A 15,471-nucleotide genomic window follows, 5' to 3' on the forward strand; every position below is an offset into this window, starting at 1 on the left:
GGTAAAAGCAGGGCCGCGGCGAGCGCAGCCGGTGGCGAAAGCCGAAAAAGTCCCGAAAAACAGCGCGAAATCCGCTGTAAAGGAGATGGGCGGAGCGAAGAGGTTGTAATGGAGGTCACAGGCAAAGCTTCTATGCAATTCGTTGAAAAATATAGGGCGCCGCCCGCAGGCGATCAACTCGGCAGAAAAACACCCGGAATAACATCCGGAAAAACGCGCGACAAAACACACCGAGAGCCTTGGCGTTGAAAAGCAATTCTTCCAGACCATATCGGAAGGGCTTTGTTTTACACAATTTTCGGCTTTTACCAGGAACATTGAACCTTGCCCGACGCCGACAAGATGCTTCAATCAAGCCCTGAGATTCAACAAACCAATTCGGAGACCCCCATGATGCACGCGCCGCTGGACCGCGCAACGGCAGGCGATCAGGCCTCCAAGCCGGACTCGAGAGGGGACTCCATCATCCGTCTCGATGCCGTGGAACTGACCCTGCCTTCGACCGCCGGGCCGGTTCATATCCTGCGCGGTCTGGACCTGGACATCCGGCGCGGCGAGACCGTCAGCGTGGTCGGTCCTTCCGGATCGGGCAAGTCCTCGATGATGATGATCATGGCCGGTCTGGAACGGGCCAGCGAGGGGCGGGTCGTGATCGGCGATACCGATTTCACCGCCCTGGACGAAGACGGGCTCGCCCGCTTCCGCAGGGACGCCGTGGGCATCGTGTTCCAGGACTTTCACCTGGTCCCGACCATGACCGCCCTGGAAAACGTGGCCATTCCGCTGGAACTGGCGGGCCGGGGCGACGCCTTCGACCGCGCCGCGGCCTGTCTGGAAGCCGTCGGCCTGGGTCACCGCCTGACCCACTACCCCGGTCAGCTCTCCGGCGGCGAGCAGCAACGCACGGCCCTGGCCCGCGCCTTCGCACCCGAGCCGGACCTTCTGCTGGCCGACGAGCCGACCGGAAACCTGGACGGCGCGACCGGCGACACGGTGATCCAGCTCCTGTTCGATCTGCAGGCACAGCACGGCACGACCCTGGTGCTGATCACCCATGATCCGCAACTGGCGGAACGCTGCGACCGGACGGTCAAACTGCTCGACGGCCTGATCGTGGACCACGGCCTGGCAGGAGCCAACAGCGCGTCGGCCCCCGGTCACGAGGGCGCAGGCGGGTGAGTAGCCTCGACAACGGACAGGCCCCCGACACTGGCCAAACTTCAGACCCTGGCCAGACTTCAGACACTGGGCAGACTTACGACAACGGGCAGACTTCCCACAACAGTGGGGACCGGGACATCAAGGGCTCAACCCGGATCGCCTTCGGCTTCGCCCGGCGCGAGTTGCGGGCGGGGCTGCACGGCTTCCGGATCTTTCTGGCCTGCCTGATTCTGGGGGTCGCCGCCATCTCGGGTGTCGGATCGGTCTCCCAGTCCATGGTCGAGGGCCTGCGCAACGATGGCCGGGCATTGTTGGGCGGCGACATGTCCTTGAACCTGATCCATCGCCCGGCGGAAGAAGACCAGCGCGCCTGGCTCTCCGAGCGCGCGACCATTTCCAAGGTCGTCGAGATGCGCGCGATGGCCCGCGGGATCGGCGCGGACTCAAAGCGCGTGCTGGTGGAACTGCGGGCGGTTGACGATCTCTATCCGCTTTACGGCGAGGTCAGACTCGGAACGGGAAATCCCGATGAGGATGCCGCTTCGGATGCGGCGCCCGGAAGCCTGGAAGCCGCCCTGGCCTTTGCCGACGGCAGTTGGGGCGCGGCCATCGATCCGCGCGCCCTGCGCCGCCTGGAGCTCAAGATCGGCGACAGGGTCAACCTGGGCGAAGGCAGCTTTGTCATCCGCGCCACCCTGCTGAAGGAGCCGGACCACACGACCCGGGCCTTCACGGTCGGGCCGAGCTTCATGATTTCCGCCGACGCCCTGCCTGCTACCGGTTTGATTCAGCCCGGCAGCATGACCCGCTACGATTACCGGCTGGCGCTGCCCGAGACCCAGACCGCTTTGGCATTCCGGGCCGACCTGGAGGAGACCTTCCCGGAAGCCGGCTGGCGTATCCGCGATTCCTCCTCCGCGGCCCCGAGGGTCAGCCAGTTCATCGACCGCCTGACGCTGTTTCTGACCCTGGTCGGCCTGACCGCCCTGCTGGTCGGCGGCGTGGGCGTCGGCAACGCGACCCGCAGCTACCTGGAAGGCAAGACCGCGACCATCGCCACTCTGAAGTGCCTGGGCGCGCCCGGGGAGCTGATCTTCAAGGTCTATCTGATCCAGATCCTCCTGCTGGCGGCGCTGGGCACGGTGATCGGTCTGGTGATCGGCGCCTTCGCGCCCATGGTCGTCGCAAACCTGATCGGCGATGCATTGGGCTGGCGCGCGGTGGTCGGGCTCTATCCGCTGCCCCTGATCACAGCGGCCGTTTTCGGCCTGCTGACCGCCCTGACCTTCTCGCTCTGGTCCCTCGGCCGGGCCCGCGACGTGGCGCCGGCCAGCCTTTTCCGCAGCGCGATCGCGCCGGCCAAAGGACATCTGAGTGCCGGGATGAGCCTGAGCATCCTGGTCTCCGGCGGAATCCTGGCGGCTCTGGCGGTCCTGACGGCGGTCGACCAGAAAATCGCCGGCTTTTTCGTTGCCGCCGCTTTGATCGCCTTTCTGGTCTTCTACGTGACCGCGCGCGCGGTCATGGCGCTGGCCCGCAAGGCGCCGCGCTCGAAATTGCCGAGCCTGCGCCTGGCCATCGCCAATCTCTACCGGCCGGGCGCGCCGACCCCGAGCGTGGTGCTGTCCCTGGGCCTGGGCCTGACGGTGCTGGTCACGATCGCGCAGATCGAGGGCAACCTGACCCAGCAGGTCGAACAGAACCTTCCCGAGGAAGCCCCGGGCTTCTACTTCATCGATATCCAGCCGGATCAGGTCGAGGCCTTTGACGAGGTGGTCGAGAGCATTCCCGGCATCACGGAACTGCGGCGCGTGCCCATGCTGCGCGGCCGGATTACCGGCGTGAACGGCCTGGCCCCCTCGGAGATCGAGGTCCCCTCGGATATCAAATGGATCTTCCGGGGCGACCGAGGCCTGACCTGGTCCCGTACGCCGCCGCCCAATTCCGAGCTGACCCGGGGCGACTGGTGGCCCGAGGATTACGAAGGCAAACCCCTGGTCTCCCTGGATCAGCAGATCTCGGACGGTCTGGGCCTGGAACTCGGCGACAGCCTGACCATTAACATCCTGGGCCGGGATGTCGATGTGGAGATCGCCAACCTGCGCGCGATCGACTGGTCCCAGCTGCAGCTCAACTTCGTCATGGTCTTTTCGCCGGGCCTGCTGTCTCAAGCGCCACAGACCCAGATCGCGACCGTACGGGCGGCACCTGAAATCGAAGACCGCATAGAGCGCGCCGTCACCGACCGCTTCGTCAACGTCTCCTCGATCCGGGTCAAGGAAGCGCTGAACGCCGTCACCGAACTGCTCGAGCAGGTTTCCACCGCGGTGCGGGCAACCGCCTCGATCGCCCTGGTGGCTGGGGTGCTGGTGCTGGCGGGCGCCGTCGCGGCCGGACACCACAGGCGGGTCTATGATGCGGTGATCCTCAAGGTGCTCGGCGCCACCCGCGCCACCATCGGGCGGGCCTTTTTGCTCGAATACGGGCTCCTGGGTGCCCTGACGGCCGCGATTGCCGCGGTGCTGGGAACAACGGCGGCCTTCCTGGTGATCACCGAGATCATGCGCCTGGATTTCGTTTTCCAGCCCTGGGCCGTGGTTTCGACCGCCCTGATCGCGACCGCCATCACGCTGCTGTTCGGCTTCGCGGGCACCTGGCGGGCGCTGGGACAAAAGGCGGCGCCGCTGCTGCGCAACGAGTAATGTGCAGAATCACAACCCTGGCTCGCCAAATCGAATTGTCGCACGCTTTATGTGGAAATGTGTTGATTCATGTCTGATAAGCCCCAATATTAGGCGCAGATTCAAACTGGATCATTGAGGATCAAAGCTATGGTTAACGGCCCAGACCGCCGCTATATGTCTACCAATCAGGCTGAACTGTCGCAATACGACGTCGGCCTGCGGAGCTACATGCTCCACGTGTATAACTACATGGCCGCTGCAATGGCAGTGACCGGTGCGGTGGCCTACGGCGTTTCCAAAAGCGAGACGCTCATGGCCGCTATCTTCGGGACCCCCCTGCAGTGGGTCGTGATGCTGGCCCCGCTGGGAATGGTGTTTTTCCTGTCGGCGCGCGTCCACAAAATGAAGGCCATGACGGCCCAGACCCTCTTCTGGGTCTATGCCGGCCTGATGGGCCTGTCCCTGTCCTTCATCTTCATGGTCTACACAGGCGCCTCGATCACGCGGGTCTTCTTCGTGACGGCCGCGGCCTTCGCGGGTCTAAGCCTCTACGGCTACACCACGAAGAAGAGCCTCTCGGGGATGGGCTCCTTCCTGATGATGGGCCTGATCGGTATCATCGTCGCGATGGTGGTGAACATCTTCCTGGCCTCACCGATGATCCAGTTCGTGATCTCGGTCGTGGGTGTGCTGATTTTCGCAGGTCTGACGGCCTACGACACCCAGCAGATCAAGAACATGTATGCGGAATCCGATGGCGGCGAAGTCATGGAGAAGAAGGCGATCATGGGTGCCCTGCGGCTCTATCTCGACTTCATCAACATGTTCCTGTTCCTGCTGCAGCTCTTCGGGAACCGCGAATAAGCAACTTCGGATCGTCCGATCCAAAGGAGAAAGGCCCGGCTTACGCCGGGCCTTTTGCTTTTGCGGTCATCGAAGCAGTACCGGTCAAAAAGGCCTTAGATACAGCGCCCGCCGTCGACCTCCATGCAGACACCGGTGATGAAGGCGGCTTCGTCGGCGGCGAAGTAAAGCGCGGCCTGGGCGATGTCGGCGGGGGTCGAGAAGCGGCCGAGCGGGATGGTGGCCTCGAACTTTTTGCGGTTTTCCGGCGTATCGGGCACGCCCATGAAGGTCTCCAGCAACCCGGTTTCACCGATCACGGGACAGATGGCATTGACCCGGATCTTGTCCGGCGCCAACTCCACGGCCATGGATTTGGTCATGACATTGGCCGCGCCCTTGGAACCGTTGTAGACGGTCAGTCCGGGCCGTGGGCGAAGGGCCGCGGTGGAGCTGGTGTTGATGATACAGCCGCCGCCTTGTTTGCGGAACAGAGGCACCGCTTCCAACGCCGCCAGATAGATCGCCTTTACATTGACGTCGTAGATGCGGTCGAATTCCTCTTCCGTGACCTCGAGCATCGACTTGTTGCGATGGGCCGCGCCGGCATTGTTCACGAGAATGTCGAGCCCGCCGAAGCTGTCTGACGCAGAGGCGACCATGGCCGCGGCGCCTGCGCGTTTGGTTACGTCCGCCTCAACAGCGCTGGCCCGGCCACCGGACGCCGCAATACCGTCGGCCACATCCCTGGCCGCTGCGCCATTGATATCCGCCACGACCACAGCCGCACCCTCGGCGGCGAAAAGCTCCGCAATTCCCTGGCCGAACCCGGACCCGCCACCGGTGATGATCGCAACCTTGTTCTCAAGACGCATTGAGCGCTCTCCCTTCAGATGATTTGGAGAGAGGCTAAAGCAATTTGCGGTTAAGCAGATACAAAATTCGCTGCCTCTCGATCAGTTAATGACTGATCTCGAGCGCACATTTTGAAACACCTGATCTGACCTAAAGCTCCGTGACCAGAGCATCCAGGCGTTCGACATAGCTGCTGCCCAGATCCCCGCCGTCACCCTGGATCGCTTTGTCCATGATGGCCGTTAAGGCCGCCAGGTGCGCCGAGAGAAGCTCCAGGCCGGGATCGCTCAAGAGACGTTCGTGCTTGAGAAGGGCGGAGAGGGAGTTTCCGATCGCGGTGACGAGAGGATAGCCGAAACTGCCGCCCTGCCCCTTGATATCGTGCGCAATGCCCCGCATGACGGAAATCGCCTCGGGCCAGGCGACGTTGCCGGCGCGCGCGGCGGTTGACTGCCGGTGCAATTCGGCAATGCCCTCTTGCGCCCCCTCAATGAACATCGCCTGCAGCTCTTCGGCCGTGGGGATGGCGTCAACGTCGATCGTTTTCATCGTCGGCTTTTCGCACTTACCAGCGGGGCAGGACCAGACCTGCCCTTCCGCAACTCCGCTCAACCCGGTCGCCAACGACACTGAAGTCCGGCCGTAGATAATGCGATATATCAACTAAGATCAGACGCAAAGCCGTTGGTTGTCGGGTCGTACCACTTCTAATTACCATAGAGTGGTTAATGAATATAAGCTGTAATTCACCTTTGGTTGATGCCGGCGCGTGCTTTTCAATCACGAACACAGAAAGGTTCGGTTGCTTGTGGTCGGCGGGACAGACTACTCTGGATGCAGATTTCAGTCCTTATCTCTCACCGTCAGGTTCCATGTCAGATCTCCTGGATCATCCCGCCGCGCCCGCTTTTGATCCGGAGTCATCCGGGCTGCCCGCAAAGCAGACAGAGACGCCTGCGCCCTTTGACCCTCAAGGGGCAAGCCCTGACCGCGAGGTGCTGAGGAGCGTCTTTGGTTTCGAGAGTTACCGGGGCGAACAGGGCGATATCATCCGGCATGTGGTCGAGGGCGGCGACGCGCTGGTGCTGATGCCCACGGGAGGCGGTAAATCCCTCTGCTACCAGATCCCGGCCATCGTGCGTCCGGGCGCCGCCATCGTCGTCTCGCCCTTGATCGCGCTGATGCGCGACCAGGTCGAGAGCCTCAAGCAGCTCGGGGTCAGGGCCGCCGCACTCAACTCCTCGCTCTCCTTCGGCGAAGCCACGACGGTCGAGCGCCAACTGCGCGCGGGCCAGCTCGATCTGGTCTATGTCGCGCCGGAACGCCTGCTGACCGATTCTTTTCTGGCGCTGCTGGAAGACTGCGAACTGGCCCTCTTCGCCATCGACGAGGCGCACTGCGTGTCCCAATGGGGTCACGATTTCCGGCCCGAGTATCTGCAGCTCGCAATTCTGCACAACCGCTTCCCCTGGGTACCCCGGATCGCCCTGACCGCGACCGCCGACGGACCGACCCGGCGCGATATCCTGGAGCGCCTGGAGCTGGGGGAAGGCCGTTCCTTCGTCGCCGGGTTCGACCGGCCCAACATCCGCTATTCGGTGCAGCCCAAGACCGCCCCGCGCAACCAGCTTCTGCGGTTTCTCGCGGACCGCAAGGGCCAGGCGGGGATCGTCTATTGCCTCTCGCGCAACAAGGTGGAAGAGACTGCGGCCAAGCTGGCGGACGAAGGCTACAATGCCCTGCCCTACCACGCCGGTCTGGACGCGCAGGTGCGCGCCGCCAATCAGGACCGCTTCATCAAGGAAGAGGGCATCGTCGTGGTCGCGACCATCGCCTTCGGCATGGGGATCGACAAACCGGACGTTCGTTTCGTCGTTCATCTTGATTTGCCGAAAAGCATGGAAGCCTATTATCAGGAAACGGGGCGCGCGGGCCGCGACGGCCTGCCCTCCGAGGCTTGGATGATTTACGGCTTGCAGGATGTCGCCAAGCTGCGCCAGATGGCGGAAACCTCCGAAGCCTCGGAAGCACAAAAGCGAATCGAAAGCCGCAAACTCGATGCACTGCTGGGCTTCTGCGAAACCACCCGCTGCCGCCGCCAGGTGCTGTTGGAGTATTTTGGCGAGAGCGATATGGCGGCCTGCGGCAACTGCGACACCTGTCTGGAACCGGTCAGCAGCTTCGACGGTACGGAGATCGCGCAAAAAGCCCTCTCCTGCGTTTACCGTACCGGCCAGTTGTTCGGCGCGGCCCACATCATCGACGTGCTGCTGGGCGGCGACACGGAACGCATCCGCAAGTTCCGCCATGACGAGCTGAGCACCTACGGCATCGGCAAGGAGGTCTCGCGGGACGAATGGCGCTCCGTCATTCGCCAACTGGTCTCCCTGGGCCTGCTGGTGGTCGACATGGAGGGCTACGGCGGGCTCCGTCTGGGCAATGACTGCCGCGAGGTCCTGCGCGGCGAACGGCGCATCGAGCTGCGTCGGGATCCGGCGGCCAAGCGCGGCGCGGGCAGTACCGGACGCAGCGGCAAAAGCAAGGGTCCGGTCGACTTCGGCGATCCGGAACAGGACGCCCTGTTCCAGGCCCTGCGCGCCAAACGCATGGAGCTGGCCAAGGCCCAGGGCGTGCCGCCTTACGTCATCTTTCAGGACAAACAGCTGGTCGCCATGGTGCTGCAGCAACCGGCCAACCTGTCGGAGTTCGCGGGACTCTCAGGGGTCGGACAGGCGAAGCTGGAACGCTACGGCAGCGCCTTCCTTGAGGTCATCACGTCGCGGGCGTGAGAGGCGGTTGCGACCGGCTTCCAGCTGTCGAAACCCGGTCTGCCTCAGATCGAGAAGCCACAAGCTTTCAAGAGGCCGAATGGCCGGGATGTGGACAAAGCGAGCGGTCATCTGAGTGAGAATGTCAGATGTCCGCAAACGCGCGCAGTCGAACTTCGCTTCTTCAGCGGAGGAGCAGATATGGATAGCCAGTCTGGACACGAGACAGCGTCATATCGGGCCGGAAAGAAATCGAAATTAATTCTTGGCGGCATAACGGTTGCCTCTAGAAGAAATACGTCAACCGGAGCAGCAGATGGTCATCGTCCTGGAAGGGTTCGACCAGCGGATCGTCTGAGCCGATGAATAAGCGCGCCTCTGCCTCCAGCAGGAAGCGATCTCCGAGCCTTGTCTGCGCCTCGACTGATGCGACTGTGCCGCTTGTCTCGGTGTCCACGATAGCGCCCGCCAGGATCTCTGTATCTTGCGTGTCATTGAGCGCGATGCGTGTCCCTACAAACATGTCGTTCTCGAACAGGGTGACCGGCGCGCGTGCCTGATCCCGACTGTCGTGGAGATACTCACCGATCAGGCCGACATCGACGCCGGACCGCCGGATATCGAAGAACGTGTATTCGAAGCCAGCTACGGTGGAGGCAAAGGTGTCGTTCGCAGTGTCGGCCCCGACCGCCTCGAGCTTCAATAGCCAGGGGCCACTGGTGTATTGAAGATCCACGCCGCCTTGTACGAGCCTCGGGTAGAAGGGTGCAAGCTCGGTGCCTGCCGCGTCAGGGGTCAGCACCGGATTGCGGCTTGTCCCGTAAAAGGCGTGGAGACCGAGGTCAAAGGCGTCGAAGCGGTTTGAGTATCGCAGCGCGAAGTCGCCTGCGAATACCTCACCCTCTCGCTCGAAGGTCGCGGCGTCCTCATCGACCGGGAGGGCGGTCCGCAACCGACCGTTCACGCCCGCGAACTCGCGCTCCCGGAAGAACGGAAGATAGTAGGCCTCGAAGGTCCCATAATCAGTCGCGCGCCCGACACGCAGCATGGGTTGGCCCAGCTTCTCGCCTTCGTCGAAGTCCTCGACGGTGTCGAATTGGTTGATGATGTCGACCACATTGCGGGACTCAGCCACGCCCCAGAAGACCTGTGATACGCCGGCCAGAAAGTCCCAGTCTCCCGCGCGATAGAAGACGCTGCCCTCTCTCAGATCGAAGTAGGTGCGCGCGTCGTCTTGGCTATCGAGCCGCAGATAGGGCTCGATAAGAACGCGGACGTTCCGATCATCGTTCGTCCAACGTAGGTCGCCCGAAAGGATCAGGCCTCCCTGAACACGATCGAACTGCCCTTCGAAGAGGGGATCTTCCCCGAAGAAACGGCCCTCGAAGGCGACCTCGGGGGATATCCGGAATGTGCCGCCCGCTAAGGCGGCGGTCCCGTGGCTCAAGACCGCCGCCAGCACAGTAGTAAGGTGAACGAACCGATGCACGTGGATCCCCAAGCGTCAGAGCCGGTCGAGGATCGAGGGCTCGAAGTCGCGCTGGTTGAGCGAGATGCCGAACTCGAACTCACCAAATCGCAGCGTCGTCGCCTTACCTGTCAAGTGATTGGTCATAACCTGCTCATGGGCGCGCCAGAAGCCGTCCGTCGACTGGCGGTAGTCCAGGAGTTCCAGTGTCTTGAAGAGACGCCCGCCCCGGTCGAAGAACTCCACGCGGCGCGACTGGTGGATCTCGGCGTCTACATAGCAGTGGAGCTTTGAATATCCGGAACGCTCATAAAGCGGTTTGCATTCGACGACATCGAGCTCCAGCCCGGTCGCTGCATCTTGCACGGTCTCCAGGTAGCGGTAAGCGTATTTGCCAAGCTCGTTGGCGGTCAGGTCTTCAAATGCGAACTCGGACCCCACAAAGGGCCCCGACTTGTTGGACGAGGAGATGCGCTTCACGCGGCGCAGCCCCGGCAAATAGAGCCATTGATCGTCCGGATCCAGGATGCGGGCATGGCTCAAGAGCGCCGTACCCTCGACGTCAGGCGGCGAGAAGAAGCGGGTGAGCGACTTGTCCCCGTTGCCGTTTCCTCTCTTCTCCAGCGTGTCGATTTGCATGTTCCGAACCGTCGACCGGCCCGATCCATCTGTCAGTGTCATGGTCAGATCGACGGTGCTTGACCCGAACCCCGCATCGCTCAGATCCGAACGTTCCATGATCCGGTAGCCGCGCTCTTCTGGCGGCAGACCGGCGAGGTCCTCGGCAAAGGCGCCGAGCGGCAAGGCCAGGGCAGAGGCCATGGAAAGAGCAGTAACAACACGAGAGATCATAGTCTTCTCCTTGGATTGAGATGTCAGGAAGCGGTGGTGTGGCTCTCAACTGATTGGATCCGCTGCCCGGCGATGAGCAGGATGGCTGGCACAAGCAGAAGGTTGACCAGCATTGCGAGCACGATGCTGATCGCCGTCAGAAGGCCCATGTCCGCGTTCAGCTTGAAAGTCGATGTGGCGAGGATCGCAAAGCCGGAGGCGAGGATCACCGTGGTCAGAACGATGGCTTGCCCGGCCGTGTCGAAGGCATAGCGTACGGCGTCGACGACGCTGCCGCCCTCTGCGTGGCGCCGGTGGTCGTACTTCGACAGGAAGTGCACGGTGAAATCGACAACCAGGCCGACAGCCACCGCGCCAACGGCTGCTATTGAGAACCCGACGACACCGACCAGGAGCGCCCATATGCCAAAGGCTGTCAGGATCGGGAGCACGTTGGCGATCACGCTGAGCAGCCCTACCGACAGGGATCGGAAGGCGACGGTGAGAATCACCAGGATCGCAATGATCAGATAAATTGCCCCGTCCGCGGCGGCTTGGATGTTGCGATCCGCGACGAAGGCGAAGAGCACTTTCGGCCCGGTCACTTCCAAACCATAGCCGCGCCCGTTCGCGGCGAACCATGCCTCGGCCTTGCTGACGAAGTCCCGGGTTTCGCCCGTGGAGATATCTCTCATCGACGCGGTGACGCGCGTCGATTGGCGGTCGATATCGACGCGGTCGTTGAGGCCGAGGCCGTAAGGGAGGCTGAGTTCGTAGACCAAGAGATATTGGCTGGCGAGCGCCTGATCCTCCGGCAGCCGGTAGAACGCGGGATCGTCACCGTTCAGATTGCGGTTGAGCCGCTTCATGATGTCCGAGAGCGCGAAGACGTGGGCGACATCGCTGGGCTGTTCCCGCAGCCACGCGGCGAACGCGTCAACCACGGCCAGGAATTCAGGATCGACGACTTCGCCCGGCGCGCCAGGGTCCAAGATGAACTCGACCGTGTCCGATCCGAAGTAAGGATCACTCGCGTCGATCGCTTGACGGAACTCCAGGCTTTGGTCGAAATACTTTGACCACTGGTCGTTGATCTCGATCGTTGGGGTGTAGGCAATCGCCGCCGCCGACCCGACCGCCAGCGCGCCAAGAAACGCTCGCGGCGCGGAGATGACGCCGGAGGCCACTCTGGTCATGGTCCCGGTTCGGCCGTCCGACCCGGTCGCTTGCCGGAACGACATCGGCAGAACCGACAGGAGAGCCGGCAGGAAGGTGATCGACAGCAGCCAGGCGGCGGCGATCCCGGCGGCGGTCATGTTGCCGAGATGATGGAATGGCGGGCTGTCCGAAAAGTTGAGTGTCAGGAAGCCAATGACTGTCGTGAGCGAGGTGATCCCGATGGGGAGAAAGTTAAGCCCCAGCGACTGGATGATGGCGTCGCGGCGGGAGGCCTTTCGTCGCATCTCGCCTCTCACCCCCGCAATGACGTGGATCGCGTCGGCAACCGCAATGGTCAGGATGATTGTCGGTGCCGCGAGAGAGATCGGCGTCAGTTCCACGCCCGCAAGTCCACCGACTCCCATGCCGACGAAGGTCGAGAGAAGGATCAGCAGAAGACTAGCCAGGACGGCGCTAAGCGAGCGCAGCGCCACCAGCATCACGACCAGAATGAGCCCGTAGACCGCAGGGATGAGGGTCGAGCTGTCAGCGACACCCGCTTCCTCGAAGGCAGCGCTCAGCGATGCGACACCTGTGATGTGGATGGTGTGCCCAGGGAACTCCGCCTCGATCCGGTCGCGAATGTCCCGAGCGACGCTATTGGCTTGCGAGGCCATGTTGGGAATTTCTGAAGGAAGTTGGACGACGGCATTTACGAGCGTCGCGTCAGCGCCGGGCGAGACGACGAACCCGTTTACAAGCGGCTCTTGCATCGCGGCACGGCGCACTTCCGCGAGCGACGTCTCACTCAGGGTCGTCGGATCGAACACCAGGTCTTCGACAATCAGATTGTCACCATCCCCTTGAGTATTCTGAAAGTTCGTCAGGCTGTCGACGCGGGAGACGTAAGGAATGCCGGTCCAGGCCGCTTCGGTGAGCGCATGCACCGCCCGCAGCGTGTCTGAGGTGAACACCTCCCCATCGTCCGGGATGATGACGAACACGACGTTGTCGGGTTTGCCGAATGTGGCTTGAGCCCGCTCGTTGGCGACAAAGTCGGGGTTGTCCGGTCCGAAGAAGACCCGGTAGTCGCCGGCAAACTGTAGTGTCGATGCCCCATAGCCTATTCCGATTGACAAGGCGACCGACAGGGCAATCACCAGCCAGCGCAATCTGATCGACGCCTCGGCAAAGCTGCGTCCCAGACGCTCCCAGTGTTGGGGGTTCATGTCCGGCATCTCCTAAAATGAACAGTACGGTACCGTCCATATACTCGAATACCGCCCCTTGACAAGGGAGGGGTGGAGAAAAAAGTGGGCAGTGCTGTATCATTGGGTCTTAGGAGGACTGAGCGGCCGTGACAGAGAAGCTATTTAAACCAGGAAGCCCGCCTGACAGGATCCTGAAGGCGGCCCGTCGGCTCTACTTCAGTGAAGGTGTGGACAAGGTCTCGACAGACACGCTTGCGCGTGAGGCATCGGTCTCAAAGACAACGATGTACAAGTACTTCCCGGATCAATCCGAACTGTTCCGCCTGGTCGTCGAGGCAGAGGGAGACCGGTTCGAAACAGGTGTCCCGACTGACGTTGAAAGCCCCGAGGCGCTTCGCACGATTCTCATCCAATACGGCACCCAGCTTCTCAGCTTTCTGAACGAGCGCGACATCATCCAGTTCGGGCAGCTCATACACGAGGAGGCACGGGATCACCCAACAGTGGCCAGAACGTTCTACGACGCCGCCTACGGGCGAACGCATGCCCGGCTGACGGATCTGCTCAGACAGGGCCTGGAAGCAGACCACATCCGGTCAACCCTGACCGCGGAAGAACTGTCAGAACAGTTGATCGGGATGTGGGAGTCGCTCTCCTATGTGCGCGCTCAATTATGCCTTACAAAGAAGCCTTATCCAAAGCCGAAGGACTGGTCCCGGAAGTGTGTCGACACGCTAATGGGCGCATCAACGACTCTCAGAACCTCGCCCTAGTATCCCGAATCTGAAATTCATTTCATTGAATTTTAGATTCAATGGGACACTAACTCATTGAATCTAGTGTGATTCAGTCTCTCAAATTCGCCGCATATTGTGCGGCGAACTTCAGAAACATCACACTAGCAGGTCACCAGATGATCAAGAGATGTTGAGTTTCAGACTATCACGGGATCTGGGAGAAATCGGTCCGTGGCGCTCACGCTGACATGCAAGCGGTCTGCAGTATCAGTCTGTTCGGGCTCAAACCGGACACTGGCGCTTCGCGGATGAATAGCTCCTGACCCTGGAATCCGTGTCAACTTCCCGCATTCGCAGGGGCTTCGGCTTCCTCTTCTCCGGTTTCCTCTTCTCCGGCAGCGGCCTCTTCATCGTCCTCGACCCACTCGGCCTCGGGGTTGAGCGCGGCGGCCGCCGGGGTCGCCCGCAGTGGCATCGCGACGTAGGCGACCTGTTCGTCGACCGGTACCGCCGAACGCATGGACATGCGATAGAGCGCAAAGACGCCGATTAGGACGTGAATGGCGCAGAGGCAGATGAAATACCCCTCAGACCCGAAAAGGTTCATTGAGGTGGCGGCGGCAAAAGGCCCGATGATTGCGCCGATGCCGATCACCAGCATCAGGCCGGAGCTGGCCGCGACCCGCTGGTCCGGTTCCAGGAAATCGTTGGTGTGGGCGATGAAGAGCGAATAGAGCGGATAGTTCAGACCGCCAAAAAGCGCAATCATGACCAGCAGTATCGAAAAGTCCTGCATCGGCATCCAGATAAGGGCCGCCGCGACGAGGGCCGCCAGAAAGGTCACGACGGTCAAGACCGTCCGGCGGTCGTAGCGGTCCGAAATACGGCCGATCGGCCATTGGAGGAGCATGCCGCCGATGGCGCTGGCGCCCATGAAATAGGAAATCTCGGCAAAGGACATCCCCACGCTGCCGGCATAGACCGCCCCCATGCCGAAGAGTGCGCCGTTCGCGGTTCCGGTGATCAGCGAGCCTACGACACCCAGGGGCGAAAGCCTGTAGAGCTTCATCAGCGGCACCGGCGTCGGCGCGTCGAAGCTGGGGGTGCGCGACGCGGTCAGACAGGTCGGGACCAGCGCGACGGAAATCAGGACCGAGATCATGGCAAAGAGCTTGAAGCTCTCCGGATCGGCAAAATTCAGCAGCAACTGCCCGCCCGCCATGCCGCCCAGGGTGATCACCATGTAGACGGAAAGCAGCTGGCCACGGGTGTCGTTGGTCGCGATATCGTTCAGCCAGCTCTCGGCGACCACGTAGAGACCGGCGAAACAGAACCCGGTGACCAGACGCATGGCGCCCCAGCTGTAGGGGTCGAGAAAGACCGCATGCACGATGGCGGAAGCTGAAGCCAGCGAGGCCAGCGCCGCGAAGACCCGGACGTGCCCGACACGGGCGACCACGCGGGGTGTGATCAGCGACCCCGACAGGAAACCCGCGTAGTAACAGGACATGATGAGACCGGTCGTCGCCGTCGGGAATCCCTCGAGCGTGGCGCGCACACCCAGCAGGGTGCCCTGCAGCCCATTGCCGATCATCAGGAGCCCAATTCCCAGCAGTAACGGCCAGGCCGTCGATATCGCCGCAAACACAGGCTCCTCCGCCGCAGCTAGCGCATGCTCTAAATGATTCCAAATCGCTTATGCAGCAGATTTTAAAACCGCGCTACTGAATTTTCGCGGCGGGCGCATTCAAAAGC

Annotated in this window: 11 protein-coding genes; 5 read left to right on the forward strand and 6 right to left on the reverse strand. The window is 61.9% G+C overall.

Translation table 11 applies throughout. From position 1 onward, the window contains the following. The first annotated feature begins 390 nt into the window (after positions 1 to 390). The 3 genes from FKG95_RS13445 (at position 391) to FKG95_RS13455 (ending at position 4,709) form a co-directional block, all read left to right on the forward strand. Complete coding sequence (locus tag FKG95_RS13445; RefSeq protein WP_246116765.1) at positions 391 to 1,179, forward strand: ABC transporter ATP-binding protein; 789 nt, start codon at positions 391 to 393, stop codon at positions 1,177 to 1,179. Then, on the forward strand, positions 1,176 to 3,863 hold the full coding sequence (locus FKG95_RS13450; protein ID WP_246116766.1) for an ABC transporter permease: 2,688 nt from the start codon (positions 1,176 to 1,178) through the stop codon (positions 3,861 to 3,863). The genes FKG95_RS13445 and FKG95_RS13450 overlap by 4 nt, the downstream gene beginning before the upstream one ends. Before the next feature lie 129 nt (positions 3,864 to 3,992). Continuing rightward, positions 3,993 to 4,709 carry a Bax inhibitor-1/YccA family protein gene (locus tag FKG95_RS13455; RefSeq protein ID WP_142896890.1) on the forward strand — a complete coding sequence of 239 codons (717 nt, stop codon included), beginning with the start codon at positions 3,993 to 3,995 and terminating at the stop codon, positions 4,707 to 4,709. Positions 4,710 to 4,804: 95 nt separating this feature from the next. Here the strand turns inward: FKG95_RS13455 and FKG95_RS13460 are convergent, their stop codons facing one another. Further along, positions 4,805 to 5,563 carry a glucose 1-dehydrogenase gene (locus FKG95_RS13460; RefSeq protein WP_142896891.1) on the reverse strand — a complete coding sequence of 253 codons (759 nt, stop codon included), beginning with the start codon at positions 5,561 to 5,563 and terminating at the stop codon, positions 4,805 to 4,807. Positions 5,564 to 5,693: 130 nt separating this feature from the next. After that, positions 5,694 to 6,092 carry an Hpt domain-containing protein gene (locus FKG95_RS13465; protein ID WP_142896892.1) on the reverse strand — a complete coding sequence of 133 codons (399 nt, stop codon included), beginning with the start codon at positions 6,090 to 6,092 and terminating at the stop codon, positions 5,694 to 5,696. 323 nt (positions 6,093 to 6,415) lie between these two features. On the opposite strand from FKG95_RS13465, the gene recQ reads away from it, so the two are divergent. Beyond that, entirely contained in the window at positions 6,416 to 8,332 is a 1,917-nt protein-coding gene (gene recQ, locus FKG95_RS13470; protein WP_142896893.1) for a DNA helicase RecQ, read from the forward strand. A 265-nt stretch (positions 8,333 to 8,597) separates the two neighbouring features. Here the strand turns inward: recQ and FKG95_RS13475 are convergent, their stop codons facing one another. The 3 genes from FKG95_RS13475 to FKG95_RS13485 are packed head-to-tail and all read right to left on the reverse strand — an operon-like array spanning position 8,598 to position 12,997. Next, complete coding sequence (locus FKG95_RS13475) at positions 8,598 to 9,800, reverse strand: hypothetical protein (RefSeq protein ID WP_142896894.1); 1,203 nt, start codon at positions 9,798 to 9,800, stop codon at positions 8,598 to 8,600. 15 nt (positions 9,801 to 9,815) lie between these two features. Continuing rightward, complete coding sequence (locus tag FKG95_RS13480; protein WP_218940190.1) at positions 9,816 to 10,631, reverse strand: outer membrane lipoprotein-sorting protein; 816 nt, start codon at positions 10,629 to 10,631, stop codon at positions 9,816 to 9,818. A 23-nt stretch (positions 10,632 to 10,654) separates the two neighbouring features. Next, a complete protein-coding gene (locus tag FKG95_RS13485; protein ID WP_179954085.1) occupies positions 10,655 to 12,997 on the reverse strand; it encodes an efflux RND transporter permease subunit in 2,343 nt (780 codons plus the stop codon). Between the two features lie 128 nt (positions 12,998 to 13,125). Between FKG95_RS13485 and FKG95_RS13490 the strand changes: the two genes are divergently transcribed. Next, positions 13,126 to 13,752, forward strand: coding sequence for a TetR/AcrR family transcriptional regulator (locus tag FKG95_RS13490; RefSeq protein ID WP_142896896.1), 627 nt, complete (start codon positions 13,126 to 13,128; stop codon positions 13,750 to 13,752). Between the two features lie 301 nt (positions 13,753 to 14,053). On the opposite strand, the gene FKG95_RS13495 is transcribed toward FKG95_RS13490, so the two are convergent. Next, positions 14,054 to 15,364 (reverse strand): MFS transporter, encoded by a 1,311-nt coding sequence (locus tag FKG95_RS13495; RefSeq protein ID WP_142896897.1) that lies wholly within the window; start codon positions 15,362 to 15,364, stop codon positions 14,054 to 14,056. Between the last annotated feature and the right edge of the window lie 107 nt (positions 15,365 to 15,471).

The sequence above is a fragment of the Denitrobaculum tricleocarpae genome (assembly GCF_007004665.1).
Classification (GTDB): domain Bacteria; phylum Pseudomonadota; class Alphaproteobacteria; order Kiloniellales; family Kiloniellaceae; genus Denitrobaculum; species Denitrobaculum tricleocarpae.